At 73.7% G+C, this 26,911-nt stretch carries 23 protein-coding genes; 9 read left to right on the top strand and 14 right to left on the bottom strand.

Annotated elements, in window-relative coordinates; translation table 11 throughout:
• The first annotated feature begins 51 nt into the window (after positions 1-51).
• Complete coding sequence (locus ACH45N_RS15305) at positions 52-1,851, top strand: DUF222 domain-containing protein (RefSeq protein WP_397395277.1); 1,800 nt, start codon at positions 52-54, stop codon at positions 1,849-1,851.
• A 355-nt stretch (positions 1,852-2,206) separates the two neighbouring features.
• Positions 2,207-3,640, top strand: coding sequence for a CehA/McbA family metallohydrolase (locus tag ACH45N_RS15310; protein WP_397395279.1), 1,434 nt, complete (start codon positions 2,207-2,209; stop codon positions 3,638-3,640).
• Here the strand turns inward: ACH45N_RS15310 and ACH45N_RS15315 are convergent.
• The 6 genes from ACH45N_RS15315 to ACH45N_RS15340 form a co-directional block, all read right to left on the bottom strand.
• Complete coding sequence (locus ACH45N_RS15315; RefSeq protein ID WP_397395281.1) at positions 3,630-5,141, bottom strand: MFS transporter; 1,512 nt, start codon at positions 5,139-5,141, stop codon at positions 3,630-3,632. The genes ACH45N_RS15310 and ACH45N_RS15315 overlap by 11 nt on opposite strands.
• Before the next feature lie 14 nt (positions 5,142-5,155).
• Complete coding sequence (locus ACH45N_RS15320; protein WP_397395283.1) at positions 5,156-5,959, bottom strand: ChbG/HpnK family deacetylase; 804 nt, start codon at positions 5,957-5,959, stop codon at positions 5,156-5,158.
• 97 nt (positions 5,960-6,056) lie between these two features.
• Positions 6,057-6,641: a hypothetical protein gene (locus ACH45N_RS15325; RefSeq protein ID WP_397395285.1), complete on the bottom strand. Its 585-nt coding sequence runs from the start codon at positions 6,639-6,641 to the stop codon at positions 6,057-6,059.
• Between the two features lie 500 nt (positions 6,642-7,141).
• Positions 7,142-8,041 carry a hypothetical protein gene (locus ACH45N_RS15330; protein WP_397395287.1) on the bottom strand — a complete coding sequence of 300 codons (900 nt, stop codon included), beginning with the start codon at positions 8,039-8,041 and terminating at the stop codon, positions 7,142-7,144.
• Between the two features lie 196 nt (positions 8,042-8,237).
• On the bottom strand, positions 8,238-8,933 hold the full coding sequence (locus ACH45N_RS15335; RefSeq protein WP_397395289.1) for an FMN reductase: 696 nt from the start codon (positions 8,931-8,933) through the stop codon (positions 8,238-8,240).
• Between the two features lies 1 nt (position 8,934).
• Positions 8,935-10,089 carry an LLM class flavin-dependent oxidoreductase gene (locus ACH45N_RS15340; RefSeq protein ID WP_397397469.1) on the bottom strand — a complete coding sequence of 385 codons (1,155 nt, stop codon included), beginning with the start codon at positions 10,087-10,089 and terminating at the stop codon, positions 8,935-8,937.
• A gap of 341 nt (positions 10,090-10,430) precedes the next feature.
• Between ACH45N_RS15340 and ACH45N_RS15345 the strand changes: the two genes are divergently transcribed.
• The gene (locus ACH45N_RS15345; protein WP_026365682.1) at positions 10,431-10,775 is read left to right on the top strand and encodes an RNA polymerase-binding protein RbpA; all 345 of its coding nucleotides are present in this window, start codon (positions 10,431-10,433) and stop codon (positions 10,773-10,775) included.
• 124 nt (positions 10,776-10,899) lie between these two features.
• Here the strand turns inward: ACH45N_RS15345 and lnt are convergent, their stop codons facing one another.
• From lnt to ACH45N_RS15385, 8 genes are all read right to left on the bottom strand, one after another.
• Positions 10,900-12,645 carry an apolipoprotein N-acyltransferase gene (gene lnt / locus ACH45N_RS15350; RefSeq protein ID WP_397395291.1) on the bottom strand — a complete coding sequence of 582 codons (1,746 nt, stop codon included), beginning with the start codon at positions 12,643-12,645 and terminating at the stop codon, positions 10,900-10,902.
• Positions 12,646-12,712: 67 nt separating this feature from the next.
• Complete coding sequence (locus ACH45N_RS15355; protein WP_397395293.1) at positions 12,713-14,509, bottom strand: amidohydrolase; 1,797 nt, start codon at positions 14,507-14,509, stop codon at positions 12,713-12,715.
• A 93-nt stretch (positions 14,510-14,602) separates the two neighbouring features.
• Entirely contained in the window at positions 14,603-17,548 is a 2,946-nt protein-coding gene (locus ACH45N_RS15360; protein WP_397395295.1) for a DEAD/DEAH box helicase, read from the bottom strand.
• A gap of 72 nt (positions 17,549-17,620) precedes the next feature.
• Entirely contained in the window at positions 17,621-18,361 is a 741-nt protein-coding gene (gene tatC, locus ACH45N_RS15365; RefSeq protein WP_397397471.1) for a twin-arginine translocase subunit TatC, read from the bottom strand.
• A gap of 36 nt (positions 18,362-18,397) precedes the next feature.
• Positions 18,398-18,688, bottom strand: a complete 291-nt coding sequence (gene tatA / locus ACH45N_RS15370; protein WP_397395297.1) for a Sec-independent protein translocase subunit TatA — start codon at positions 18,686-18,688, stop codon at positions 18,398-18,400.
• A gap of 152 nt (positions 18,689-18,840) precedes the next feature.
• Positions 18,841-19,173 carry a hypothetical protein gene (locus ACH45N_RS15375; RefSeq protein ID WP_397395299.1) on the bottom strand — a complete coding sequence of 111 codons (333 nt, stop codon included), beginning with the start codon at positions 19,171-19,173 and terminating at the stop codon, positions 18,841-18,843.
• 11 nt (positions 19,174-19,184) lie between these two features.
• Positions 19,185-20,192 carry a helix-turn-helix transcriptional regulator gene (locus tag ACH45N_RS15380; RefSeq protein WP_397395301.1) on the bottom strand — a complete coding sequence of 336 codons (1,008 nt, stop codon included), beginning with the start codon at positions 20,190-20,192 and terminating at the stop codon, positions 19,185-19,187.
• Positions 20,185-21,315 carry a helix-turn-helix transcriptional regulator gene (locus ACH45N_RS15385; RefSeq protein ID WP_397395303.1) on the bottom strand — a complete coding sequence of 377 codons (1,131 nt, stop codon included), beginning with the start codon at positions 21,313-21,315 and terminating at the stop codon, positions 20,185-20,187. Before ACH45N_RS15385 ends, ACH45N_RS15380 begins: the two co-directional genes overlap by 8 nt.
• 34 nt (positions 21,316-21,349) lie before the next feature.
• Here ACH45N_RS15385 and ACH45N_RS15390 point away from each other — a divergent pair, with 34 nt between their 5' ends.
• From ACH45N_RS15390 to ACH45N_RS15415, 6 genes are read left to right on the top strand one after another with little or no spacing between them, the layout of a single operon-like run.
• Positions 21,350-22,522 carry a DUF3866 family protein gene (locus ACH45N_RS15390; RefSeq protein WP_397395305.1) on the top strand — a complete coding sequence of 391 codons (1,173 nt, stop codon included), beginning with the start codon at positions 21,350-21,352 and terminating at the stop codon, positions 22,520-22,522.
• A 20-nt stretch (positions 22,523-22,542) separates the two neighbouring features.
• Positions 22,543-23,295: a DUF4129 domain-containing protein gene (locus ACH45N_RS15395; RefSeq protein WP_397395307.1), complete on the top strand. Its 753-nt coding sequence runs from the start codon at positions 22,543-22,545 to the stop codon at positions 23,293-23,295.
• Positions 23,292-23,885 (top strand): hypothetical protein, encoded by a 594-nt coding sequence (locus ACH45N_RS15400; protein ID WP_397395309.1) that lies wholly within the window; start codon positions 23,292-23,294, stop codon positions 23,883-23,885. Before ACH45N_RS15395 ends, ACH45N_RS15400 begins: the two co-directional genes overlap by 4 nt.
• Before the next feature lies 1 nt (position 23,886).
• Complete coding sequence (locus ACH45N_RS15405; RefSeq protein ID WP_397397473.1) at positions 23,887-24,918, top strand: AAA family ATPase; 1,032 nt, start codon at positions 23,887-23,889, stop codon at positions 24,916-24,918.
• Positions 24,915-26,285: a DUF58 domain-containing protein gene (locus ACH45N_RS15410; RefSeq protein WP_397395311.1), complete on the top strand. Its 1,371-nt coding sequence runs from the start codon at positions 24,915-24,917 to the stop codon at positions 26,283-26,285. Before ACH45N_RS15405 ends, ACH45N_RS15410 begins: the two co-directional genes overlap by 4 nt.
• Positions 26,282-26,911 carry a hypothetical protein gene (locus ACH45N_RS15415; RefSeq protein ID WP_397395313.1) on the top strand — a complete coding sequence of 210 codons (630 nt, stop codon included), beginning with the start codon at positions 26,282-26,284 and terminating at the stop codon, positions 26,909-26,911. Before ACH45N_RS15410 ends, ACH45N_RS15415 begins: the two co-directional genes overlap by 4 nt.

Genomic DNA, 26,911 nt, shown 5'->3' on the forward strand with positions numbered 1-26,911 from the left:
TAGAATCGGAAGGTCAGCACGGGAGCGGATCAGAGCGGGGGGTGGGGAGCGATGGACTACACACCACTGCCTCCGCCCACACCCGGACCGGTGTGCGGTCCTCGCGCCCTCGAGACCGTGCTGAACGAGCTGGACGTGCTCGCCGACGAGCTCGTCACCTCGGCAGGTCCGGACGCGGTCGCCGGCGGCGGAGAGTCCGCCGGCGCCGGTGGCGTCGCAGTCCCTCGGCTCGTGGACGCCGCGCCGAGGCTGCGTGCGCTCACCGCCCGCCTGGACACGGTGCGGCTGACCTGGCTACCGGTGATCGAGGCCCGGCATCCCTGGCAGGCCACGGGTGCGCGGACGTTCTCGGCCTGGCTGGCCAGGACGGAGAACGTCAGCACCACCACCGCCAACCGGGAGGCCCGCACCGGCCGGGTGCTCCGCGATCACCTGCCCACGACCCGTGCGGCGGCGCTCGCGGGCGGCATCGGCGTCGACCATGTCCGTGCCCTGGTGGATGTCGCCCCCACCAGCGAGGCACGCAGGGCGGCGCTGGCGGCGCCGATCGAGCCGGAGCAACTGCCGCCGTCGCCCGCCGGGACACCGGAGGCGCCGGACGACGGCGGGGGTCGTGCGGCCGGCACCGCGGACGGCACGGGCGCCGGGCTGGATGACGACCCCGTCGGCGGCAAGGCTCCTGTCGATCCGGCCGCCATCGACGTAGACCTGGCGACGAATGGTGACACTCGAACCGCTCCCCCGGTGATCACCGGCGAGGGGTACCTGACCGGACTGGCCGGTGCCTGCGACCCGGCACGCTTTCGTCGGGTGCTGAAGCGGTTCGGGCAGGTCGCGGACCCCGACGCGGACGATCGCGGATACCGGCAGGCGACCGAACGTGAGCACCTGGAGGTCTCACCGACGTTCGGGGGATGGCACGTCAACGGCTTCCTCACCGACGAGCACGGGCACCTGCTGTCGACGGCGCTCGGCTCGATGATGGGTGCCCCGGCCGCCGGCGACGACCGCACCCCCACCCAGCGCCGGGCGCAGGCACTCGCCGACCTGGCGCGGGACGTCCTGGACAACGGCCGCGTCGGCTCGGGTGCCGCGGTGCGCCCGCACGTCCACGTGACCGTGTCGCTGACGGAGCTGCTCCGGAGCGGCCGGTCGAACAGCCACGGCGGACGGGGCGATGCCGGATCGTCGGATGCCGGATCGTCGGACGCCGGATCGAGCGGTGCTGACCTGGGTGATGCCGACACGACGGATGCTGGCCCGACCGGTACCGGAACGAGCCTGATTTCTGACGCGACGGGGTCGCGGCACGGGCTCGGTGGACCTGCTCTCGATCTCGCCGGCGGTAACGCCGGTAACGTCGGTGCCCTCCGTCCCGGCGACCTGACGGCGCTGACCGCTCAGCCCGCGACGTTCACGGGGGCGTCCACGACCGGGAGCGTCGTTCCGCGCGACCTCCTGCGCCGGCTTCTGTGCGATGCCGAGGTCACGCGTGTCGTGTTCGGCGCCGACGGCACCGCGATCGACGTCGGACGGTCCCAGCGCACGGTGACCGGGCAGATGCGCAAGGCCGTGATCGCCCGAGACCAGCACTGCGTCTACCCCGGCTGCGATCAGCCTCCGAGCCGGTGCGAGGTGCACCATGCGCTGCGGCACTGGGCCGACGGCGGCGAGACGTCCGTCGCGAACTCCGCCCTCTTGTGCTGGCATCACCACACACTGGTGGACACCACCGGGATCACGATGGCGTGGAAGGCGGGCCCGACACCGGACCAGCCGGGGCGGTGGAGCTTCACCAGTCGCCACGGTCGGCGGATCGGGCTGCCGTGGGCACGGGACCGGGCTGCCTGATTTGTCCCACGTGCTGATCTCTCCTGCGTGCTGGATACCGCCGTGGAGATGCACGGCTGTGGAGGTGCGCGGCCGTGGAGGTGCGCCGTCTTGGTAGCGGCTGGTCACAGGGGCAGGCCGTCTGCGCACCCGGCGGCCTGGACCGAGGTACGGCGATCCAGGACACGGTCCTCGTCCCCCGCCAGCTGGCCGGAGTGACTTCCGCACCCGTATCTGCCGTGCCCTCGAACGCCGTGCCTCCGACGTCAGTGCCTCCGACGTCAGTGCCCTTGACTTCAGTGCCAGTGCTCCGGCGGCGACGACACGTCAGGCGGCAGGGCGTCAGGACGGCAGGGCAGACGGCTACCCTCGGGACGTGACCCGCGAGCAACGCCGCCTTCGCCTGTCCGTCGACGACCAGATCGAGCACCGGTACCTCGAGGTGCCGTTCGAGATGCCACCGGGGCGGGACGTCGACGCCCTGGAGGTCACGCTCTCCTACGACCGCGACGCCGCCGTGATCGACCTCGGGTGCCGCGACCCGAAGCGCTGGCGCGGCTGGTCGGGCGGCGCCAGGTCCCGGTTCGTGATCGACGCGCGGCCGGGATCCGGCGGGACCGGCCCGGGCAGGCGCGGGTCAGCCGTATCCGGCGACAGCGCCGGCACTGGCGGCCGCGCGACTCCCGGGTACGAGCCGGGTGAGCTCGTCCCAGGCCCCTGGGCCGTGGTGCTCGGCCTGCACAAGCTGCCCGCCGAGCCGGTCGACGTCACGGTGACGATCGCCACCGGTTCCGACGCCGGCCCCGTCGAGGACGAGCCGCCCGCGCCGCAGCCGCCGTCGGGCGCCCCCGCCGAGTCGGGCCCTGGAAAACTCGGCGGGACCCGCCTGGGCCGCGACCTGCCCGCGCCCGACGGCCTGACCTGGTTCGCCGGCGACCTGCACGCCCACACCACACACTCGGACGGGACGCTGAGCATCGCCCAGCTCGCGGCGGCCGCCGTCGGCCGCGGGCTGGACTTTCTGGCCGTGACCGACCACAACACGGTCTCGCACCACGCGCACCTGCCCGGCGTCGGTGCCGCGTACGACCTCTGCCTCCTGCCCGGGCAGGAGGTCACCACCCATGCGGGGCACGCCAACGCGTTCGGCGACATCGGCTGGGTCGACTTCCGCCGTCCGGCGGCGCAGTGGTTGTCCGACGTCGAGGAGCGGGGCGGCCTGCTGTCCGTGAACCACCCTCTCCAGGACGACTGCGGCTGGCAGTTCCCCGTCCGCACCGGCTTCCTGGAGCTGTGGCACATCTCGTGGTTCCTCGACCTGACCGCGACGGGACCGTGGGCCTACCTGCGGGGCTTCGGCGGCTCGCCTGATCCAACGGACGCCGGGTCGGCCGCCGGGTTGTGGGGAGCGCCGGATGCCGGAGGGTCGGATGCCGGAGCACCCCGCAACCCCGTGTTCCTGGGCGGCAGCGACTTCCACACTCCCGACCAGGGCTTCCCGCCGGGCACGCCCACGACCTGGGTCGCCGCGGAGGACCGCACGCCGGAGGCAATCCTCGACGCGATCCGGCACGGCCGCACCGCCATCAGCCGGTTCCCGGGGCCCGGCGAGCCCGTGCTGGTGCGCGTGGGCGACGACCTGGTCGCCGTCGACGCGGACGGCACGGTACTGGTCAAGGGCCTCCCGGACGGCGGCACGGACCGGCGTCGGCGGGTGCGCGGCGACCGCGTGACGTTCCCCGCGCCGCCCGAGCACGGCCCCTACCGGCTGGAGGCCGCGGACCGGACGCTGCTCGCGATCAGCGCGTGACCGGCCCGGCGCTGGGCTCAGCGTCCGGCCCGGCGTCCGGCTCGCCGTCGGGGGTACTGCCGTCTCCTCCGCCGCCGTCCGACTCCTCGGGCGCCGCCGGCAGCCGGATGAACCGCGACACCGCCGTGCCGAGGACGAGCAGCGCGAACGGGTACACGGACAGGTACACGCGGAACGCCTGGCCCGGGTCGGGGCCTGGGTCCGCGCCCGACCGGTAGCCGAACCAGACCGCGAGCGACGCCAGCGCCGCCGCCGTGATCAGGCCGTTGAGCCGGCCCAGCACGCCGAACGCGGCCAGGAACAGGCCGCTGCGGTGAGTGCCGTGGCGGGCGGCGTCGGCGTCGAGCACGCGCGCGATCACCAGGTCGTTCGTCGCCAGCACGCCCGAGTACCCGACAGCGACGGCGAGCCCGGCGAGGATCCCCGTGAGCAGGTCCGTCGCGAAGTACAGCGGCACGAACCCGACGGCGGCGACCGGCAGCGCGAGCCGCCACGTCCAGGCCGCGCCCCTGCGGCGGACGACGGCGGCCCACACGCTCAGCATCCCGATCGACACGGCGATCACGACGAGCTGCAGGATGCTCGCGTCGAGCGCCGAGCCGCCCAGCGTGTGCTCCACGTACAGCTGCAGCCCGCCCAGCACGAGCGCCATGGCTGCCCCGTAGCAGGCGTTGACCAGCCCGACCGTCCAGAAGTGCGACGTCGACAGGATCTGCCCCACCGACCGGAAGAACTGCGGTTTGGGCTCTGCGTCGAGCGCCGGGTCCTCCCGCACGCCGAACGCGGTCCACAGGATCACCGCGGCCGCGACCACGCCGAAGATCACCGCGAGCCGCCCGTACCCGACGGCGGACCCCTCGGTGCCCAGCACGTTGCGCGCCAGCACCGGCGTCAGCGCCAGGGCGACCACCAGGGCGATCAGCTGGGCACCCTGCCGCACAGCGTTGGCGGTGGCGCGCCGCCGCTCGTCGGTGAACAGCTCCGGCAGCAGCGCGCCGTAGCTGGCGTTGATCAGGGAGTCGGCCATCTCGGTGGTGATCGCGAAGACGGCGAACCACACCGCCAGCCCCACCGCCGAGTCCGCCACGGCCCCCGGCACGGAGAACAGTGCGATCGTCGTGACCGTCAGCACCAGCGCGCCCACCACCAGGTACGGCCGACGCCGCCCCCAGCGCGAGCGCGTCCGGTCCGACAGGTAGCCGAACACGGGGTTGTCCAGCGCGTCCAGCACCCCGTAGATCGCGTACACGGTCGCATAGACGACGGCGTCCAGGCCCAGCAGCTCCACGTACACGTAGAGCATCGAGCCCTTGACCAGGTTGATCGGCAGCGAGGTGCCGAACATGCCGGCGCCGTACCGCAGCGGCGACGTCCTGCCCGCGCCAGGGCCCGTGCCGCCGCCCCCAGCACGGCTCCCAGCGCTGCCCGACGCCCCGTCCCGCCCGGCGGACCGCGACGGGGCTCCTGCCTGCGGCGCGTCCACGGCGTCCTCGGCCTCCACGCGGGTGAGCCTACTCACCACCCGCTGACCAGGTCGATGCCCTCCCGCTCGATCTCGCGGATGAAGACCGGGTCGCCCAGCAGCCGCAGCTCCCACGTCCGCTTGCGCCACCAGGTCGCCGACGCCTCGCGCAGCCGCGGGGTGTCGGGCGCCGGGTGCAGGAAGATCTCGCTCGTCCCCTCGGGCAGCCGCCCCAGCAGACGCAGGTAATGGTCCCGCAACGACCCGTAGTCCCGGGCCTCCGCGTCCCCGCCCCGATGGGTGGCGATCACCTCGGGCAGCCGCACCCCCGCCGCGTCGGCGGCGACCACGGCGCTCGCGTGCCGCGCCCGGACGCCGGCCGTGGCCAGCACCGGGTCGCCGTCGCCGTACAGGTCCAGGCTGCGGGGCAGGCGGAACGCCAGCCCGTGCCTCGCGCAGAACCCGATCGCCTCACCGAGGTAGGACCGGCCCTGGAGGCCGTACAGGCTGCCCTGGTGCGAGTCGAGCCGCCGTGGCGCCGGCGCGCCGACGGCGGCGGTGGCCCGCGTCAGTGCGTCGACCTGGGTCGTGATGCGGTCGACGACGTCGTCGAGGCCCTCCGCCGGACCCGGCGTCGGGAGCACCACGTGCACCCCGGGCGCGACGTCCGGTGCGGACCGGGCGATGAGCTCGACGGCGCGGACCGCCCCCGGGCTCGATCGAACCTCGTCGTCCGGCTCCGTGGTGATCACCCCTACCGCCGTCAACGGCGATCCGGCCAGCAGGGCGGCGATCTCGCGGTCCGCGTCGGGGTCGGTCCCGGCGTCGTCGGCGGTGAGGACGAGGCTGCGCGTCATACGCCCAGTCTGGCCCAGCGGACCGGGAGTCAGCCCCTGTCCCCGGCGTCTGACCTGGAACGTTCTCGGTTCGGGCTGCTCCGCCCGACGAACCGGGTCAGGTCTCGCCGACGACGCTCGTGCCGAGCACCGCACGCGCCTTGCCGAGCGCCACCTCGAGCTCCCAGGGCGTGGTCACGTGCGGGATGTCGGACGTCACACAGGACGGCTTGCCCGTGTGCAGAGTCAGGCTGGTGCCCAGGCTGTCCGCCCGCCAGACGCCGGGCCCCACCACCTCGAACTCGCCCGCGTCGTTGCGGTGCAGCACCACCACGTACTCGCGACCGCTGCGCAGGATGGACGGCAGCTCGCCGCCCGGGGGCGACGACGCCGAACCGACCTGGGTCACGGCCAGGACGGCGTCCTGGCCGAGCGCGCCGAGCAGCACCTTGCGCGGCTCCAGCTCGGTCCGGGTGTACGGCACCTGGTCGACGACATCGACCCCGGAGCGGCCCGCCTGCGCCAGCACGACGACGTCGGCGTCCGCGACGAGCTGCTCGACCGAGCCGTACTCCTCCGGCACCGTGAAGTTGGCGACGCTCGCGTCCGGACCGCAGCCGCCGAGCAGGCCGGCGACGACGGCGCTCAGGAGCACCCCGCGCACAGCGAGGAGGCCGATCCTGGACCGCGTGCGCGTAGGCATCAGCCGCTCCCGCCCCCTCGTCGTCCTGGTCGTCGGATGTCTGGTCGGCACCCACTGAGAGAGAGCGACAGGTCGCGGCGCGTGGTGCGGCTGCTTCATGTACTCGCTTGCAGTGCAACGAATGCTCCACTGTGGCAAGAACCCAGGACAAGGTCCCACCAGGGCGAACCCATGCGGCCGGGTCTCTTTTTTTGCCGCCATCTGGAAACTCGGCGACGAACCGCGGAAACAACCACCACCAGGCGGACAGCGGTCAGTCGGCCGCCGGGCAAGAGGCCGCCGGTCAGTCGGCAGCCGGGCAAGCGGCGGACGGCGGTTGGTCCGCAGACGAGCGCCAGCCGGGCGACGGCCGGACTCGGCCGGTCGACAGACGAGAAGACGGCCGGGTGGCGCCGCGGATGCGCGGAGTCACCCGGCCGTCTCAGGAGATCCGGCTGCCGGCTGCTTGCGGGTTTGGTGCTTAAGGATCGGGCGCCGAAGGCTCCGCTGCCCGGCCGTCGTCAGGCGGCGTGGGCACTGCCGATCGCCCGCACGAGGCCCGACGTCGAGATCGAGCCCTTGCGATACCGCTCGACGGCGGCGGCGAGTGCCTCGCCCACGTCGCTCGGCACGCGCGAGGACCGCGCCGACGGGTACCAGATCTCCCGCTCGAAGACGGCGGTCCGCCGGGCCGGGCCGCGGAACAGCCGTCCGGCCAGCGCCGGCGGCGGGGGCACGGGAGGTACCGGTCCCGGCGGCGGAGGCACGGGCGGCAGGGGTGCGGGCGGCAGGGGTGCCGAAGACACAGGCGCTGACGACATGGGCGGAGACGACACGGGCGCCGGGGAGGCAGGCACCGGCGGCACAGGCGCCTGCGACACGGGAACCGGCTGGTTCGCGAGCTGCGAGGCGCGGTAGCGGGCGCCGGGGTTCCAGCGCAGGGTCGGCGTGCGCGGCGCAGTGAAGCGCACCCCGCTGGTCGCGCGGCGCGGCGCCGGGGGTTCCGGTGCGACCGTCTCGGTGCCGGCATCCGCCGGTTCGGCCGTCTGCTCAACACTCAGCCCGGCGTTCAGCCCGGCGTTCAGCCCGGCGTTCAGCCCGGCGTTCAGCCCGGCGTTCTGCTGAACGGTCTGTCCGGATGTCTGCCCGGCGGTCTGATCAGCCGTCCGCTCGACGGAACGGGCAGCCTGCTCGGCGTGCGCCTTCCGCAGTGCGGCGACGATGCGGGCGACCCGCCCGGTGTCGGACTGCAGACCAGTCGCGTCCGCCGATGCCGCGTCGTCGGGTGCTACGACCTCGGTTGCCACGGCTTCGGTTGCCACGGCTTCGGCGGCGGGAGCGTCCGCCTCCGGGACAGCCGCCTGAGGCGCGTCGGTGCCGTTCGAGTCGTCCGAGACCTGGTCCTGTGTGTCGTCCGCCATGACCGCGCTCCCTCACCATCGACCTGCCCACGACCCGTTGCGGTGGCTGTCCCATATGTTCCCTGCCAGGCCCCGGGCGTGCAAGCCCCGGGCCTGGCACGCAGGACCAGATCAGACCAGACCAGACCAGACCAGATCAGACCAGACCAGATCAGATCAGCCGGGCTCAGCCGCGGCCGGCCCGCGTGCCCCCGGGTCAGTCCCCGCCCAGCATGTCCAGGAAGCTGGGCGTCGTGGCGAACGGGTCGTCCGGCTTGGCGTGCTCCCCGCGTGCGGAGACGATCGCGGCCAGCGACCGGCCGGCCCGCTCGATGCGCTCCGGGAGGGAGCTCGCACCGTCGTCGTGCCGGGTGCGGTCACCCGCCTGGGCCCAGTCGTCCGTGGCCGCGAAGACCGACGTCGTGATGACGTCGGCCCGCAGGTACGTGAACAGCGGGCGCATCGAGTACTCGAGGGCGAGCGAGTGCCGCGGGGTGCCGCCGGTCGCGCCGAGCAGCACGGGCATCCCGGTGAGCACCTCCTTGTCGAGGATGTCGACGAACGACTTGAACAGCCCCGAATAGGTGGTGGTGAACAACGGCGTGACGGCGATGACTCCGTCGGCCTGGGTGATCGTCTCGATGTCGCTCGCCAGGTCGCCCGAGGGGAACCCGGTGAGCATCGCGTCGATGATGGCGTGACCGTGGTCGCGCAGCTCGACGACCTCGACGGTCACCTCGTGGCCCAGAGCCTCCAGCTCGCGCACCGTGGCGTCGGCCAGACGGTCGGCCAGCAGGCGCGTCGACGAGGGCTGCCCCAGCCCCGCGTGCACGACGGCGATCGTGCGGCGGGGCCGGTCCTCGACGGGTGGGACCAGGGAAGCGGTCCGGTCAGTGAGTTCGCGTTCTGTCATCTCAGAGAGCCTCCTCGGCCAGCGTGCCGGTGTACTCGTCGCCGCCGTCACCCACGTGCGTGGCGCCGGCCGCGCCCTTCGCCTGCGCCGCGGCGACCCGCTCGGCGTGCGTCGGCGGGTTGGCCGGCACATCCTGGGGGAGCTTGGCGTCGGCGATCTTGCGCAGCTCCGGCACGACCTCGGAGGCGAGGATGTCGATCTGCTCCAGGACGGTCTTCAGGGGCAGCCCGGCGTGGTCCATGAGGAACATCTGGCGCTGGTAGTAGCCGACCTCGTCGATGAACGAGCCGTACCGGTCGACGACCTCCTGCGGGGAGCCGACGGTCAGCGGCGTGTCGCGCGTGAAGTCCTCCATGGTGGGGCCGTGCCCGTAGACGGGCGCGTTGTCGAAGTACGGCCGGAACTCACTGACGGCGTCCTGGCTGTTCTTGCGCATGAAGACCTGGCCGCCGAGGCCGACGATCGCCTGGTCCGCGCGGCCGTGGCCGTAGTGCTCGAACCGCTGGCGGTAGAACTGCACCATCTGCTTGGTGTGGCTCATCGGCCAGAAGATGTTGTTGTGCAGGAACCCGTCACCGTAGTAGGCGGCCTGCTCGGCGATCTCGGGGCTGCGGATCGACCCGTGCCACACGAACGGCGGCACGCCGTCCAGCGGGCGTGGCGTGGCGGTGAAGCCCTGCAGCGGGGTGCGGAACTTGCCCTCCCAGTCCACGACGTCCTCGGTCCACAGGCGGCGCACCAGGGCGTAGTTCTCGATGGCCAGCGGGATGCCCTGGCGGATGTCCTGCCCGAACCACGGGTAGACGGGGCCGGTGTTGCCGCGGCCCATCATGAGGTCCATGCGGCCGTTGCTGATGACCTGGAGCATCGCGTACTCCTCGGCGATGCGGACCGGGTCGTTGGTCGTGATGAGCGTGGTGGCCGTGGACAGGGTGATGTCCTTGGTCACGCCCGCGAGGTAGCCGAGCATCGTCGTCGGGCTCGAGGCCACGAACGGCGGGTTGTGGTGCTCACCAGTGGCGAAGACGTCGAGGCCTGCCTCGTCCGCGTGCTTCGCGATGGTGAGCATGGCCCGGACGCGCTCGGTGTCGTCCGGGGTGTGCCCGGTGGTCGGGTCCGTCGTCACGTCGCTGACACTGAAGATCCCGAACTGCATGATGCTGCGCTCCTCGATCGTGGTGCTGAGCTGGTTGCCGCACGTGCTGTGTGCCACCCACGCTCTTCATGCATCTGCATGAACATGGGTCCTAACCCGCGGCTCGTGCCGATTGTTCCCGGGCCGAATGCTCCCACCTGCTGCGACGTACGTGAGATCGCGCACATCCACACCCAGTTTGCCCGGAGTGCGCTTGCGAGCGCACGTCCGGTCGGTAGCCTGGATTGGCACGGCTGGTCGTCAGACCGCTGAAACATGGGCTGGAACATCACAGAGGGTCCCTGCGTTGGCTATACGGACCTTTTTCCGCCACCTATCCCGACAACCCTCTGGAGGACATCGTGCCTGACCGGTCCCTGCGCGGTATGAGCATCGGTAGTAAGAGCATGGAGTCCGACGAGGGCGTGGACTTCGCCCCTCGGTTCCAGGCCTACTACGACTGCCCCAACGGCCACACCATCATCCTGCCCTTCGCCACCGACGCGGACGTACCCCCGATCTGGGAGTGCCGCTGCGGCGAGGAGGCGCTCCTGCGCGACGCCGAGAAGCCCGAGCCGAAGGCGACCAAGCCGCAGCGCACCCACTGGGACATGCTGCTCGAGCGCCGCACGGTCAAGGAGCTCGAGGACCTGCTCGACGAGCGCCTCGAGCTGCTGCGCGCCGGCAAGCTCCGCCGCTCGGCCTGAGCAGGCAGCCTGTGCACGCAGCCTGAGCTAGCGAGCACGCAGTAAACAACAGAGACCGCCGGCCCGAACCTCACGGTTCGAGCCGGCGGTCTCTTTTCGCGCCCTGGCCCCTAGCCCTCAGCCCCTAGCCCCGCGCCCGACGCCGCGCGCCGATCCCGCCCACGACGCCGGCCACCACCAGCACGAACGCGAGACCACCGACGATCCAGCCCGGCCAGTACCCCGCCGCCACCGCCGGCGTGATCGAGGACCGCAGCGGCAGGTCCACCACGAACTGGTCGGCCGTGAACAGCTCCGTGTCGCGCACCACGGTGCCGTCCGGCGTGATGACCCCCGAGACACCCACCGTGGAGATCTGCACCGCGGCCCGCCCCGTCGTGATCGCCTGCAGCCGCGACATCGCGAGCTGCTGCGTCGACTCCGCCGTCCACCCGAACGACGCGTTGTTCGTCGGGATCACCAGCACCTGCGCGCCCTCCAGCACCGCGTCCCGGATGATCTCGTCGTACGCCACCTCGAAGCAGATGATGGTGCCCAGCCGGTACGCGTCCTGACCCAGCCGGCTCGGCACGTCCACGTAGGGCGGGTTGACGCCCGGGATCATGTCCGTGGTCACCCGGTCCACCTGGTCCGAGAACAGCCGCAGGATCGACCGCAGCGGGATGTACTCCCCGAACGGCGCCGGGTGCTGCTTCGCGTACCGGGCGATCACCCCCTGCCCCGCCTGCCACAGCAGCGACACGTTGTACCGGCCGCCCGTCTCCGGGAACTCCTGCGCCCCCACCAGGATCGGCGCCCCCACCGCCGTCGACGCGTTGTCCAGCCCCCGCGCCACGTCCGGCGTGGTCTGCGGGTCCAGGTCGCTGCCGTTCTCCGGCCACAGCACCACGTCCAGCTCCCCGGCGAAGTCCTCCGCCAGCACGTACGTGCCCTCCAGGTGGTTGTTCAGCACCTCGGCCCGGTTGGCGAACGCCCCCAGACCCGGCTCCCCCACGTTGCCCTGCACGGCACCCGCCCACAGCTGCCCGTCCTCCGCCAGGTCGCTCCCGGCGTCGTACACCTGCTGACCCTCCGGCGTCTCGACCGGACCGGCGCTCGCGGACGTGGGCAGCGGCAGCACCAGCGGCACGACGGCGACCGCGACACCCAGCGCGAGGGCTCCGACGGAGCGGCCCACCGAGGACCGGACGGTCGCTGCCGGGCCAGTCGTTGCCGGGCCAGTCGCTGTTCGGACGGCACCGTTCTCTGCCGCGCCGGCGGGCTGCTCCGCCGGCGTCACCCGCGCCGCGCGGGCCGCGGCGCCGATACGCACGGCCCGGACCAGGCCCGCCACGGCCAGGGCGAGCAGGGCGCCCGCGAAGGCGACCAGGAGGCTGACGGCGACGGTGCCGCCGAGCCAGGCCGCGCGGCCGGTCGGGGTGCCGGCCATCGTCCAGGCGAGGCGGCCCCAGGGGAACCCGCCGAAGGGGATCTCGGCACGCCACTGCTCGACGGCGACGAACAGCACGGCGAACGCGGCGGCCAGCCGCCAGCCGCGCCGGCGCAGGAACCGCGCGCGGCGCGCCCAGGTCCACAGCACGCCGAAGCCGCCGATGAACAGGGCTTCCAGCGCGGACAACGCGATCCAGGGCGCGGCCTCGGTGGACTCGTGGGCCCACCACAGGTGCGGCAGGAAGAACGAGACGCCGAACAGGAACCCGATCAGCAGGTTCCACCAGGCGTTGTCGCGCCCGAGGGCCCAGTACAGGACCGCGACGGCGACGAACGCGGCGGGCCACACCCCGGCGTCGGGAAACGCGGACCAGAGGACGAGGCCACCGGCCACCGCGAGGAACAAGGACAGCAGCCGGGACGGCTCACGCAGGCGCACGATCGCAGCCTACCGGCGCGCAGGGGCCCCGAAGAGCCGTGTCGGACAGGCCAGAGCGTCGTACAGATCAGAGCGTGTCGTGCAGGACCACGCCGTCGCGCAGGGTGTGCAGGCACTCGGGCTGCACGGCGTCGGGCGAGAGGTCGGGCAGGAGTGGTGTCCCCGCACGGGCCTCCTCGCTCCAGGAGCTGAGCCGTCCGGGGGCGGCCTGCACGCCGAGGTGCTCGGCGCGCCAGACGGCGAGGTGGGCGGGGGCGCCCACGCGGAGCTGTCCGGCGCCGGTGTGGTCCAGGCCCGCCAGGCGCCAGCCACCACGGGTGTGGGCGCGGAACGCCGCGCCCGCGGAGATGCGCTGGTCGGGGTCCTCGTGGCGGGTCGCGGCGCGCACGCCCTGCCAGGGGTCGACCGGGGTGACGGGGGTGTCGGAGCCGAACGCGAGCGGCACGCCCGCCTGCGCGAGGTCGGCGAACGGCATGATCGACCCGGCACGCATGGCGCCCAGCCGGGAGGCGTAGACGCCCTTGGCGCCGCCGAACGAGGACTCGAACGCGGGCTGCACCGACAGGCCGATGCCGTGCACCAGGAGGGCGGCGAGCGTGACGGCGTCCACGAACAGGGCGTGCTCGATGCGGTGGTGGCCGGCGCGCAGGGCGGACTCGCCGCTGGTCTGGGCGGCGATCTGCAGGCCGAGCACCATCTCGTCCATGGCGCGGTCGCCGATGACGTGGAACGCGGCCTGCACGCCCGAGCCCTGCGGCCGCGCGCTCTGCACGGCGCTCAGGTGGTTCGCGATCTGGTCGGCGGTCAGGTACAGGTTGCCGGTCCACGGCGTGCCGTCGGGATTGGTCAGGGCGCCGGTGAAGGAGCCGGAGGACGGGTCGGCGGGCAGGTCGGAGTACGGGCTGCGCATGGCCGCGGTGCGCGACCCGATCGACCCGTCGACGTTGAGGTCCCCGCCGATCCCGGTCAGGAACGGCAGCTCTTCCAGGAGCGCGCGGGCGTCGTCGGCCGTGGCGCACAGCTCGCCGCGGTAGGCGGCCAGGTGCGGCAGCGCGAGCGCGTCCGGGTCGGCCAGGGCGTCGTCGGTGACGGAGCCGGCCGACAGGGCGTACAGCTCGGCCAGGCCCGCGCGGGTGTCGAGGTGCTCGCCGCTCATCTCGTGCACGGACACGACGCCGCGGGCGGCCCAGGCCGCCAGGGTCTCCCGGTACAGGCGGGTGCGACGCTCGGGCGACAGGGCGTGCGCGACGTCGCGCACGGTGTGGTGCAGGTCGGCGGTGACCAGGCCGGTGTCGGCGGGCGCGTCGGACCAGCCGGAGCCGGCCACGCCCGTGCCGGTCCAGGCGGGGTCCCGCTCGATGCCCGCACGTGCGGCCAGCGCGGACGAGATGACCGCCGAGTGCACGTCGACGCGCGCCGCGTACACAGGGCGGCCGGCGCACACGGCGTCGAGCTCCTGGCGCGTGAAGGCGCGCCGCTCGGGCCAGGCCTGCTCGTCCCAGCCGAAGGCGAGCAGCACCTGGTCGCCGGACGGGTCGGCCGCCGCGAGGTGGCGTGCGCGCTGGTGCAGGGCGGCCAGCGCGTCGGCCAGGGAGTGCACGCCGCCGGCGGGCGTGAGGTCCACGGAGTCGGCCGACAGGCCGGTCTCCAGCACGTGGGCGTGCGCGTCGACGAACCCGGGGGTGACGAGCGCGCCGTCGAGGTCGATCACGCGGTCGGCGCGGGCCGCCAGCCCGGCAGCGGTGTCGTCGGCGCCGAGCCACGCCACCACGCCGTCGTCCACGAGGATCGCCTCGGCGAACGGGTCCGCCCCGGAGTGGACGACGCCGTTGCGGTACAGGATGGATCGGACAGGCTGGCTCACGGTGGGAACTGTATGCGATGCGGCGGGTCCACGCCCTGGTCAGCGGGGCGTGGACCCGCACAGTCACCCGCTCTGGGCCGGCACAGGGCCTGTTCAGAGGCTGGAGTAGGCCACCACCCCGCGCAGCACGGCGTCCTGCGCCTTGCGCGCGGTGGCGCGCAGCTTGTCCGACGGCGCGGCGCCGCCGAGCTGGTCCAGCACGTCGACCACCTGCTTGCACCACCGCACGAAGTCGCCGGCGGCCAGGTCGGAGCCGCGCAGCACGCTGTCCAGGCCCTTGCCCGACGCCCACCGGTACATCGCACCCACGAGGCCCAGGTCGAGCGGCCCGGTCGCGTCGATGCCGTGCGCCTCCTCCAGGTCGTCGACCTCGGACCACACCCGCTGGGTGTCGTCCAGGACACCCGCGAGCCGGCCGGTCGGCCCGCCCGGGATGTACGGGTCGGGGGCGTCGTCGCGCCGCCCCTGGTAGACGACCGTGGACACGACGGCGGCCAGGCCCGCGGCGTCGAGCCCGTCCCACACGCCGCGGCGCAGGCACTCGGCCAGCAGCAGGTCGTTCTCCGCGTACAGGCGGCGCAGCCAGCGGCCGTCGTCGGTCACGCGGATCCGCCCGGCGGTGCTGGTGTCACTGCCGGTGCGCTGCAGGTATCCGAGGGTGAGCAGCACGTCGAGGGTGCGGTCGAAGGTGCGGGCGATCGACCCGGTGCGGCCCTCGACGCGGCGCACGAGCTGGTCGTGCTCCCGCTTGAGCTTGTTCCAGCGCTCGGCCCACCGGGCGTGGTCGTCCCGTTCGGGGCAGGCGTGGCACGGGTGGGCCTTGAGCGCCTTGCGCAGGCGCGCCAGCTCGGTGTCGGTGGCGGCGTCCGACCGGCGGCCGATCGCGGGCCGGCCGCCGCGCGCGGCCCGGCTCGCCGCGCTGCGCGACGGCGACGTCGTGGAGTGCGCCGACGGCACGTCGTCCGCCAGCACGCCCAGCGCGTTGCGCATGGACGAGACCAGGTCGCGGCGCGCGTCGGGCTTGCGGGGGTTGAACGCCTTGGGGATCTTCACCGTGGTGACGGTCTCCAGGCCGTCGGGCGCATCGGCCAGGGTCAGCTTCTTGACCTGCCGCTCCTGGGTCAGCACCGTGGGCCGCGGCCCGTCGAACCCGCCGGGCTCCCCCGGGTCGAGCACGAGCACGTACCCGCGCCGCCGCCCGGACGGCACCTCGACGACGTCGCCGCGCCGCAGGTTCTCCAGGGACGCCACGACCTCCGCCCGCCGCGCGCCCGACGCCGCACGGGACAGCTCGCGCTCGCGGTCCTTGATGGCGCGCCGCAGGTCCATGTACTCGCCGAAGTCGCCTTCGGTGCAGGACATGGCCTTGGCGTACCCGTCGAGGGCCTCGGCGTGCGCCTGGGCCTGCTTGGCCAGGCCGACGACGCCGCGGTCGGCCTGGAACTGCGCGAACGAGGTCTCCAGGACCTCGCGGGCGCGGTCGCGGCCGACCTGGGCGACGAGGTTGACGGCCATGTTGTACGTGGGCCGGAAGCTGGACTTGAGCGGGTACAGGCGCTTGGACGCGAGGCCGGCCAGCGCCACGGGGTCCAGGGCGGGGTGGTCGACGACGACGGCGTGGCCCTCGACGTCGATGCCGCGGCGCCCGGCGCGGCCGGTGAGCTGCGTGAACTCGCCGGGGGTGACGGGGACGTGGCTGGAGCCGTCCCACTTGACGAGCTTGTCCAGCACGACGGACCGGGCGGGCATGTTGATGCCGAGCGCGAGGGTCTCGGTGGCGAACACGACCTTGACCAGGCCGCGTTCGAACAGGTCCTCGACGGTCTCCTTGAACACGGGCAGCATGCCGGCGTGGTGGGCGGCGATGCCGCGCGCCAGCGCCTGGGACCAGGCCCAGTACCCGAGCACGTCGAGGTCCTCGGGCGGGATGGCGGCGGTGCGCTCCTCCACGACCGAGCGGATCGTGGCCTCCTCCTGCGGGGTGGTCAGCCGCAGCCCGGCCTTGAGGCACTGGTCGACGGCGGCCTCGCAGCCCGCGCGGGAGAACACGAAGTAGATCGCGGGCAGCAGGGCGTCGGCGTTCAGGGCGTCGATGACGATGAACCGCGGCGGGGTGCGCCGTCCGGGCCCGACGGCGCCGCTCGGGCCGTCGATGCGGCGCCCGTTGCCGCCGCGGTACCCGCGGTCGCCCCGGCCGCGCCCGCGGCCTCGTCCGCCGCCGGGTCCACCGTGGTCGCCGGGGCGGTTGCCGCCGCGCCCGGACCGGAACGCGGCGGTCAGGTCGGGGTTGATGGGCGGGTTGGTGCCGGGGTCGGTCGGGTCGACGTGCCCGGCGTACAGGTCGAGCATGCGAGGCTTGCCGCGCGGCTCGGGCGAGGACATGAGCACGTGCTGCCACAGGGGCACGGGCCGCCGCTCGGAGACGACGACAGCGGTGTCGCCACGCACCATCTCCAGCCAGTCACCGAACTCCTCCGCGTTGGACACGGTGGCACTCAGGGAGACGAGCTGCACGTCGTCGGAGAGGTGGATGATGACCTCTTCCCACACGGGGCCGCGGAAGCGGTCGGCCAGGTAGTGCACCTCGTCCATGACGACGTACGCCAGCCCGTCCAGGGTCGAGGACCCGGCGTAGAGCATGTTGCGCAGCACCTCGGTGGTCATGACCACCACGGGTGCCTCGCCGTTGATCGTGGAGTCGCCGGTCAGCAGGCCCACGTTCTCGGGGCCGTGCCGGCGCACGAGGTCGGCGTACTTCTGGTTGGACAGGGCCTTGATCGGCGTCGTGTAGAACGCCTTGCGTCCAGAGGCCAGTGCCAGGTGCACGGCGAACTCGCCCACGACGGTCTTGCCCGCCCCGGTCGGGGCCGCGACCAGCACGCCACGCCCCTGTTCGAGGGCCTCGCAGGCTGCGACCTGGAAGTCGTCGAGCTCGAAGCCGATGACCTCCCGGAAGAGGGTCAGCTCCGGGTGCTCGGCCGCCGAACGGCTCTGGGACCGGAAGGCCGAGTACCGCTCGGCGGGGCTCAGGTCGTTCATGGTGCACAGCCTACGGTCCCTGTGTGACACACCGGTATGACACCGGGTGTGTCACACAGGGACCGCAGGCTGTCAGAGCTCGGCGTCGGCGAACCGCTTCTCGACACGCCGGTCGTGCAGGAACGACACGCCGACGGCCGCGAAGTACAGCACGCAGATCGGCAGTGCCACCAGGATCATCGTCAGCGCGTCCGGCGTCGGCGTGATGATCGCCGCGAACGTGAACGCCACGAGGATGGCCCACCGCCAGCCGCCCAGCAGCGCCTTGCCCGACAGCAGGCCGGCGAAGTTCAGGCCGACCAGCAGCACCGGCGACAGGAACGCGAGCCCGAACGCGATCAGGAGCCGCATCACCAGCGACAGGTACTCCTGGGCGTTGGTGAACGCGGTCGCGTCGTCCGGCAGGAACCCCGACAGGATCTGGATCGCGTGCGGGAACACCAGCCACGCCATGTACGCGCCGCCGAGGAACAGCGGGAACGCCGCGCCGACGAACCCGTACGCGTACTTCTTCTCGTTCTTGTTCAGACCCGGCGTGATGAACGCCCATACCTGGTACAGCCACCACGGGCAGGTCAGGAACACGGCCAGGAACAACGACGACTTGATCTTCAGGTCCAACGCCGCCATCGGCCCGGCGAAGTTCAGGGTCATCTCGTTGCCCCGCATCTCCTCCGCCACGACGAGCGGACGCTGGAGCAGGACCAGCAGCGGGTCGTAGAGCAACCACCCGGCGATGGCACCCACCACCAGGCCGACGGCGATCAGGACAAACCTCTTGCGGAGCTCGAGCAGGTGCTCGAGCAGCGGCATCCGACCGTCGGACGCCCGTCTCGTACGCGCCACCGATCAGGCCTTGGGGATGTCGCGGTCCTTGGGGTCGATCAAGCCGGGGGTCGAACCCGAGCCGGTGGTCGAACCGGTGGTCGTGGTGGACGTGGTGGTCGAGGCGCCCGGTGCGTTGTCGGCAGCGTTGCCGTCGGCGTCCGACCGGTCGTCGCGCATGTCCTTGATCTCCTTCTTGAAGATCTTCATCGACTGACCCACGCTCTTGGCCAGACCCGGCAGACGGGTGGACCCGAAGAGCAGCAGGACGACGACGAGCAGGACGATCCAGTGCCACGGCTGCATGGCGCCCATGGTGACTCCTTACGGTGCGGTGCTGATTGTGGTGCGGATATGCCCGATCCTACGCGGATCCGGGGGGCCTGTTGGTAGCCCCCCGGTGGACGGAGGGTAGCGCGGCCCCGGAATCCGGCCGACCCACCACCAATTGCCGCACCAACAGGCACCTACTCGTTGAAGTGCTTCCACTTCTGCCAGGTCGCGACGTTCCGTGCGCGGCGCGCGTCCCTGCGTCCCGCGCGCGCCACCCGTTGCGCGTGGACGCGCTGGTAGTGGATCGTCACGTCGTCGAACAGGCTCGGCCCGGCGTGCTGCGTGCCCGCCGCCTCCCGCGCCCGGTCGGACGCCTCCTGCAGCCGGTCGGCCGACTCGCCGAACCGCTGCGAGGCCCGCCCCAGCTCCTCCAGGAGCCCCCTGGCCGAACGCCACAGCGAACGGGCCAGGAAGAACGCCCCGACGAGGGTGCCCACGATCAAGAGGGTCCATACCCAGAACCACATGGTCGCCCAGCCTAGTGCTGATCGGCCGATGTGGCTGCGTCGCCCGCGCCGTCATCGTCCCCGTACAGGGCCAGCGCGGCCGTGGCCGCACCCGCGACGTCCGCGGCCAGGGCCTCCGGCGAGACCGACCGCACCAGCGGCGCGAGCCGGATCAGGGTGCTGCGCAGCCACCCCGGGTTCGTCACCCGCAGCGTCACCTCGAAGTCGCCGTCCGGCAGGTTGCGCACCGACTCGACCGGCACCTCCTCCGCGAACCACCGCGCCCGCGGCGCGAACCGGATCGTCGCCAGCGGCGAGGAACCACCCGCGAACAGCGCACCGAAATCTATCTCCGGCTCCTGCCCCGGGTGCGCCTGCACCGGCACGTCCGTCTCCGTGGCCTCCAGGATGCGATCCACCCGGAACGTACGCGGCGCCTGCGCCCGGTAGCACCACGCCGCGAGGTAGGCGAACTCGTCCTGCGTGTGCAGGCGCACCGGGTCCACGTCCCGCTCACTGACGACGTCCGACGACGTCACGTACCGGATCCGCAACCGGTGCCGGTTCGCCAGCGCCGACGAGATCGCGGCCACGACCTGCTTGTCACCGCCCGGCGCGAGCCGCACGTCCACGGCGCTCGCGGCCTCCCCGGTGGCGTCGGTGAGCTTGCGCAGCGCGGACTCGACGACGGCGGACCGCGCGGGGTCGGCCTGGACGGCGCCGGTCGCCTTCATCGCCCGCAGGGCCGCGACCAGGGCGACGGCCTCGCGGGTGCCGAGGCGCAGGGGCCGGGTCATGCCGCGCGCCTCGGTCAGGTGCACGACGCCGCGGTCGATGGAGGCGGCGTCGAAGTCGATGAGGTCGTCGGGCCAGTACCCGGGGGTGCCGGACACCCACAGGGCGTCGACGTCCTTCTGGATCTGGGCGGGCGTGGTGCCGAACCGGCCGGCGAGGTCGGCCACGGACACGGGCCCGGCGCCGTCGAGGTAGGCGACGATGCCCAGCAGGCGCAGGAGCCTGTCGTCGGCGCGCTCAGCCACGGGACACCTCCATCCCGACGCCCTGTACGCCCAGTGCCGCGGCCGCGGCGAGCCGGCGCACGGTCTCCTCCCGCACGGACTCGGGCTCCAGGACGACGAGCGCGGCGCCGTACCCGGCCGCCTCGGACGCCAGGCCGGTCAGCGACCGGTAGGGCACCTGCAGGATGTCCCACCCCGTGGGTTCACCGGCCCGCGCCGCGGGGGTGCGGGCCAGGCGCGCGTCGTAGGCGCTGCGCTCGCCGTCGGGCACGGCCTTCGCGCGGGCACGCAGCGCGCTCGCGCGCTCGGGGCGGACGGCGACGACGGCCTCCCGCATCTCGCCGTGCGGCCCGCCGCCCAGCATGGCGTCGGTGTCGAAGTCGGGCACCTCGTAGGCGTTCGCGGGGCCGATGACGCGCACGCGCGACTCGATGCGCGACATGCGGAACACGCGCGGGGCCTGCCGGTCGCGGTCGAAGCACATGAGGTACCAGCCGCCGTCGCGCGCGGCGATGCGCCACGGCTCGACGTGCCGGGTCAGCACGGCCCCGTTGTACGCGGCGCGGTAGCTGAACGTCACCACACGGCGGGCCTCGATGGCCTCCATGAGCGGCCCGTAGGCGTCGCCGACGGCGCGCACGGACGGCGCGAGCCCGGCCAGCGCGTCGGCCGACGGGTCACCCGCCCCCGCGGCGCGCAGCTTGACCATGGCACGCGTGATGTCGGTCTGCAGCGTCTTGTCCTGCCAGAACTGCGCGGCCAGCGACAGCACGCCGAGCTCCGCGGGCGTCAGGTCGATCGACGGCAGCGCGTACGCGTCCTGGTCGATGCGGTACCCGAGCTCGTCGGTGTGCCCGCCGGTGCCGACCGTCACCACGGGGATGCCCAGGGCCCGCAGCATGTCCTTGTCCCGCTCGAACATCCGCTCGAACGCCTCGTCGCTGGGCGCGTCCGAGTAGCCGGCCACGGCGGTGCGCACCTGCTGCTTGGTCATGGCCGCGTTCGTGTTCACGAGCGCGATGACAAGATTCAGGAGGCGCTCGGCCGGGTTCAGCGCGGGGGTGGCGGGCTGGCTCGACGGCGTGCCGGATGACGCACCGGGTGGCACCGTGGGAGACGAGGTGGGGGGCAGGTCGCTGGACATCAGGACAACGGTATCGGGCGGTAACCTCCACCGTGTGATGACGTGGCGGATCGGGACCGTGATTTCCACAGGCAAGTCGTGGCCGGGAGCCCTCGAGCTCCAGGTGACGCTCGACCGGCCCCTGCCCGGGGACGACGCGTCCGGATCGTTGACGGTCCGCGCCCTGGCCTACACCGACCTCGTGGGCGAGCCCGCCGCCGGCGACACGCTGCTGCTGAACGTGTCCGCGCTGGCCCGCGGCCTCGGCACCGGCGGGTACGCCCTCGTCGTCGGCCCCGCCGCACCCGGCACCACGCTGCCGCCCGACCCCGTGGTCGGCCCCGGCCACCTCGTCAAGGCCCGGTACACACCCCTGCAGACCATGGTGCTCGGCGTCGACGAGCAGGAGTCGCCCCACCACACCACCCTGGCCGACGCCGACAGCCTCGACGGCATGCCCGTCGTCGTCGCCGACCTGCACTCCGCGCTGCCCGCCGTCGTCGCCGGGCTGCGCCACGCCGCCACCGCCGCCGGACGCGCACCCGGCGACCTGAAGGTCGCCTACGTCATGACCGACGGCGGCGCCCTGCCCGCCGCGTTCTCCCGCACCGTCGCCGCCCTGCGCGAGACCGACTGGCTGACCACCTGCGTCACCGTCGGCCAGGCCTACGGCGGCGACCTCGAGGCCGTCACCGTGCACACCGGCCTCCTCGCCGCCCGGCACGTCGCCGGGTGCGACGTCGCCGTCGTCACCCAGGGCCCCGGCAACCTCGGCACCGGCACCCGCTGGGGCTACTCCGGCGTCGCCGCCGGCGAGGCCGTCAACGCCACCGCCACCCTCGGCGGCCGCGCCGTCGCCTCCCTGCGCGTCTCCGGCGCCGACCCCCGCGACCGCCACCTCGGCGTCTCCCACCACTCCCTGACCGCCTACGGGCGCGTCGCCCTCGCCCCCGCCGACGTCCCCGTCCCCGTCCCCACCGCCGACGTCGAGAACCTGCCCGCCTGGGGCGCCCCCCTGACCGCCCGCGTCCAGGACCAGGCCCGCGCCCTGGCCGGGACCACCCCGCACACCCTCGTCGACGTCCCCGCCGACACCACCCTCCTCGACACCCTGCGCACCTCCCCCGGCGGGCTGCGCACCATGGGCCGCGGCCTCGACGCCGACCCCGCCTCCTTCGTCGCGGCCGCCGTCGCCGGCGTCCACGCCCACCGGCTCACCACCGGATGACGCACGAGAGCCAACGACGGATGCCACAGCCGACACCACGCACAGCGCCCCGAGCACGCCTCGCCCTGATCTGCGCGCTCGTCGTCGTCGCCGTGCTCGGCGCGGCCACCGCCACCCCCTGGACCTTCAGCACCCCCCGCCTGCCCACCGTCGAGATCTCCCAGGCCCCGCAGTCCCAGCCCGCACCCTCCGGCACCCCCCAAGCACCACCCGCCCAACAGCCCGACCCCACCGACAACCGCTGGGTCGTCCTGGTCCTCGCCACCCTCCTCGGCCTGCTGATCGCCGCCCTCATCACCCTCGCCGTCCGCAAGCTCCTGACCATCCGCCGAGAACCCACCGACACCGACCCCGACCACCTCGCCGCCGGCACCACCACCGACACCCACGGCGACGACATCGACCTCCCCGAGCTGCAGGACGCCGTCACCCGCGCCCTCAAGCACCTCGAAGGACACGCCCGCCCCCGCGACGCCGTCGTCGCCGCCTGGGTAGCCCTCGAAGAAGCAGCAGCCCGCGCCGGCACCCGCCGCGACCCCGCCCAGACCCCCACCGAGTTCACCAGCACCGTCCTCGCCGCCACCCCCGCCCCACCCGACGCCGTCACCCGCCTGCGCACCCTCTACCAGCGCGCCCGCTTCACCGACCGCCCCATCGACACCACCACCGTCGCCCAGGCCCGCACGGCGCTCGCGGACATCGCCCGCACGCTCGACGTCGACGGGCCCGACGTCGGACAAGCCGGCCCCGGAGAGGAGCGCGGACCCCGATGAACCGGCACTGGAACTGGCGGCGCCTCACCGCGATCACGGTCACCGCGGTCGTCGTCGCCGCCGGGCTCGCCTTCTGGCAGATCATCGACCCCTGGCACGCCGCCGCGGCCGCGGCCGTCGTCGTCGCCCTGGCCGCGCTCTGGTCCAGGACCGAGAACGCCGACCCCGACCCCGAGTGGCCCCGCGTCGTCACCGAGGCCCGCGCCGGCGGACGGCACGACGTCTCCGACCTGAGCTGGTCCACCTTCACCCGCGACGGACGCGTCACCGAACGTGTCGTGCGCCGCGTCCGGGCGCTCGCCGCCGACCGGGTCCGTGCCCACGGCGTGGACCCCTCCGATCCCGCGGCGACGCCCGACGTCGAGCGGCTGCTCGGCGCACGCGTGGTCCGGGGGCTCACCTCCCGCCAGGCGCCGACGGCCCGGACCCTGCAGTCCTGGCTCGACGCGATCGAACGCCTGGGGGCGGCTCCCGCGGCACGCTCGGCCACCGCTCAGACCACGCCCGCCGCGACCGCCTCCGGTACCGCCGCCCCCGGCTTCGCGCCCACCCCGAACTCCGTGCCCACCCCCGAGGAGAACCGTGCCTGACCTGAACGAAGCCCCGGACGACGGTCCCAGCACGAGCGCGAGCGCGAGCACGAGCGCGGGAGCCGCGCGCCCTCTGCCCGTCGCCGACGTCGCCGAGCTCGGCGAACGGGTCCTGGCCGAGGTCGGTACGGCCGTCGTCGGCATGCGGGACGCGCTCCAGATCGCGCTGGCGACCATCCTCGCGGGCGGGCACGTGCTGTTCGAGGACGTGCCCGGGCTCGGCAAGACGCTCGCGGCCCGGTCGCTGGCCGCAGCGCTGGGCCTCGACTTCGCCCGCCTGCAGTGCACCCCGGACCTCCTGCCGGCCGACATCACCGGGTCGTCCGTGTTCGACCCGGCCACCCGCACGTTCGAGTTCCGGCCCGGCCCGGTGTTCACCGGCCTGTTCCTGGCCGACGAGATCAACCGCACCGCCCCGAAGACCCAGTCGGCGCTGCTGGAGGCGATGGCGGAGCGGCAGGTCTCCATCGAGGGCACCAGCCGGCCGCTGCCCCGCCCGTTCCACGTGCTGGCGACGTCCAACCCCGTCGAGTACGAGGGCACCTACCCGCTGCCCGAGGCGCAGCTCGACCGGTTCATGGTGCGGCTCGCCGTGGGCTACCCCGACGCCGACCAGGAGGCCGAGGTCCTGACCCGGCGGCTCGCCCGCCGGCAGGAGGCCGCGCCCGTGCGCCAGGTCGTCGATCCCGCGACGGTGCTCGCCATGCAGGCCGGCACCGAGGCCGTGGCCGTGGACCCCGACGTCGTGCGCTACTGCGTCGACCTGGCGGCGTCGACCCGCGGGCACACCGCCCTGGAGGTCGGCGCCTCACCCCGCGGGTCGCAGAACCTCGTGCTCCTGGCCCGCGCCGTCGCCGTCCTGGACGGCCGCGACTACGTGCTGCCTGAGGACGTCAAGCGCGTCGCGGTCCCCGTGCTCGCGCACCGCATCACGCTCACCCCGACCGCGTGGGCCTCCGCGACCCGCCCGGAGAGCGTCGTCTCCGACCTCCTGCGGGCCGTGCCGACCCCGGCCACCGTCCGGTCGCGATGACGGCTGATCGCGCCCCGGGCTGGCAGCTCACGTCCGCGTACACCGCGGCCGTCGTGGCGGGCGTCGTCCTGCTCGCCCTGGGTGTGCTCGGCGGGCGGGCCGACCTCGCGCTGATCGGTGTGCCCGGACTGCTCGCCGCGGCCTGGGCCCGGGCCGGGCGCCCCGGCCCGGGCCCGGACGGTGAGGACGCCGAACCGCGCGGCAGCCTGCAGGAACCCGAGGGCTCGGCCACCGCCGGCGAGCTCACCGCCACGCTGCGCGTCGTCCCCGGCGCCGCCGACGTCGTGCACCTGCGCATCGGGGCCGCCGGGCACCGCACCACCGAGGTGGCCCTGCGCGCGACCCAGCCGACCCAGCCGACCCAGCCGACCCACGAGGCCACCGCCCGCGACGTCGCGCTGCGCCTGTCGTCCGTCCGCACCGGGCCGCAGGACACGTTCGCGATCGACCTGCGCGGCTCGCTCCACACGACCTGGGAGCAGGAGCCCGTCCAGGTCGACGGCACCCGCCGCCTCGTCCTGCCCGCCGCAGCGCCCCTCGGCCGGCTACCCCTCCCGCAGCGCCTGCGCGGCCTCACCGGCCCCCACTCGTCGCGCCGCCTGGGCGACGGCGCCGAGCTGCGCGACATCCACCCCTTCACCCCGGGCGACCGCCTGCGCCGCATCGACTGGCGCACCACCGCCCGCCGCTCCCCCGACCTCGACACCCTCTACGTGCGCCGCACCTACGCCACCGCCGAGGCCACCGCCGTGCTCGTCGTCGACTCCCGCGACGACGTCGGACCCGACCTGCACACCTGGCGCGGCTACGGCACCCTCCGCGTCGACGAGCCCACCTCCCTCGACCTCGCCCGGCACGCCGCCGCCTCCGTCGCGCGCGCCCTCGTCGAGGGCGGCGACCGCGTCGGCCTCGAGGACCTCGCCCGACGCCGCCGACCCCTGCCGCCCGCCTCCGGCCGCCGCCACCTGCGCCGCGTCGTGCACGGCCTCGCCCTGGCCCACCCGAAGGACCGCGCCTCCGTCCACCGGGTCCGCCCGCCGCAGGTCCCCGCCGACGCCGTCGTCTACCTCTTCACCACCGTGCTCGACGACGAGCCCCTGCACCTCGTGCGCACCTGGCGCACCAAGGGCCACCCCGTCGTCGTCATCGACACCCTGCCCGACGTCCACCCCGTCACCGAGAACCACCTCCGCATCGCCTGGCGCATCGCCCGCCTGGAACGCGAGGACCGGCTCGCCGCCCTCACCGGGGAGGGCGTACCCGTGGTCCGCTGGGCCGGCTCCGAACGCGACCAGGCCACCATCAGGTTCGAGACGCTCGCCCGCGCCGCCGAACGGCACGTCCCCGGACGGACGGGCACCCCATGAACCCCACCCGCCCCGCCGACTGGTCCCACCTCCTGCAGCTCACCCGCGCCCGCCTGCGCCTGACCGACGACCCCACCGCGCGCCCCCTGCCCGAGGTCACCGTCGAGACCGGCCCCACCCTGCGCGGCTGGACCCTCCGCGTCGCACTCCTCGTCCTCGTCCCCGCGCTGTTCCTCACCGCCGCCTCCCGCACACCCGAGCTGTCCACAGGGATCGTCTGGATCCTGGCCGCCCTGTTCGCGATCCTCCTGACGACACGCCCCACGCCCGCGGCGGCAGCCGGCGCGCTCGTCCTGGCCGCCGTGCTCTTCTGGGGCCTGGCCCCGAGCCCGGACCCCGGCACAGGCTCCGGCCCGGCGTTCGACCCGTGGTCCCTGCTCGTCGCGCTCCAGGGCTACCTCGTCGCCCGCCTCACCTGGTGGGCCGCCCACGTCCCACCCCGCGGACGCGCCGAGATCGCCGCCCTGCTCACCGGCTGGCGACGCGACCTCGTCGTCCTCGGCGGCACCGCGCTCCTCGCGGCGCTCGCGATGCTCGTCTCCGGGGCCGCCCTACCGGGCGCCGTCCTCCTGGCCGCCCTCGCCGTGCTCGTGCTCGCGTTTGTCGCGCTGGCGACTCGCCGCTGA

This window comes from Promicromonospora sp. NPDC019610 (assembly GCF_044389365.1).
GTDB lineage: Bacteria > Actinomycetota > Actinomycetes > Actinomycetales > Cellulomonadaceae > Promicromonospora.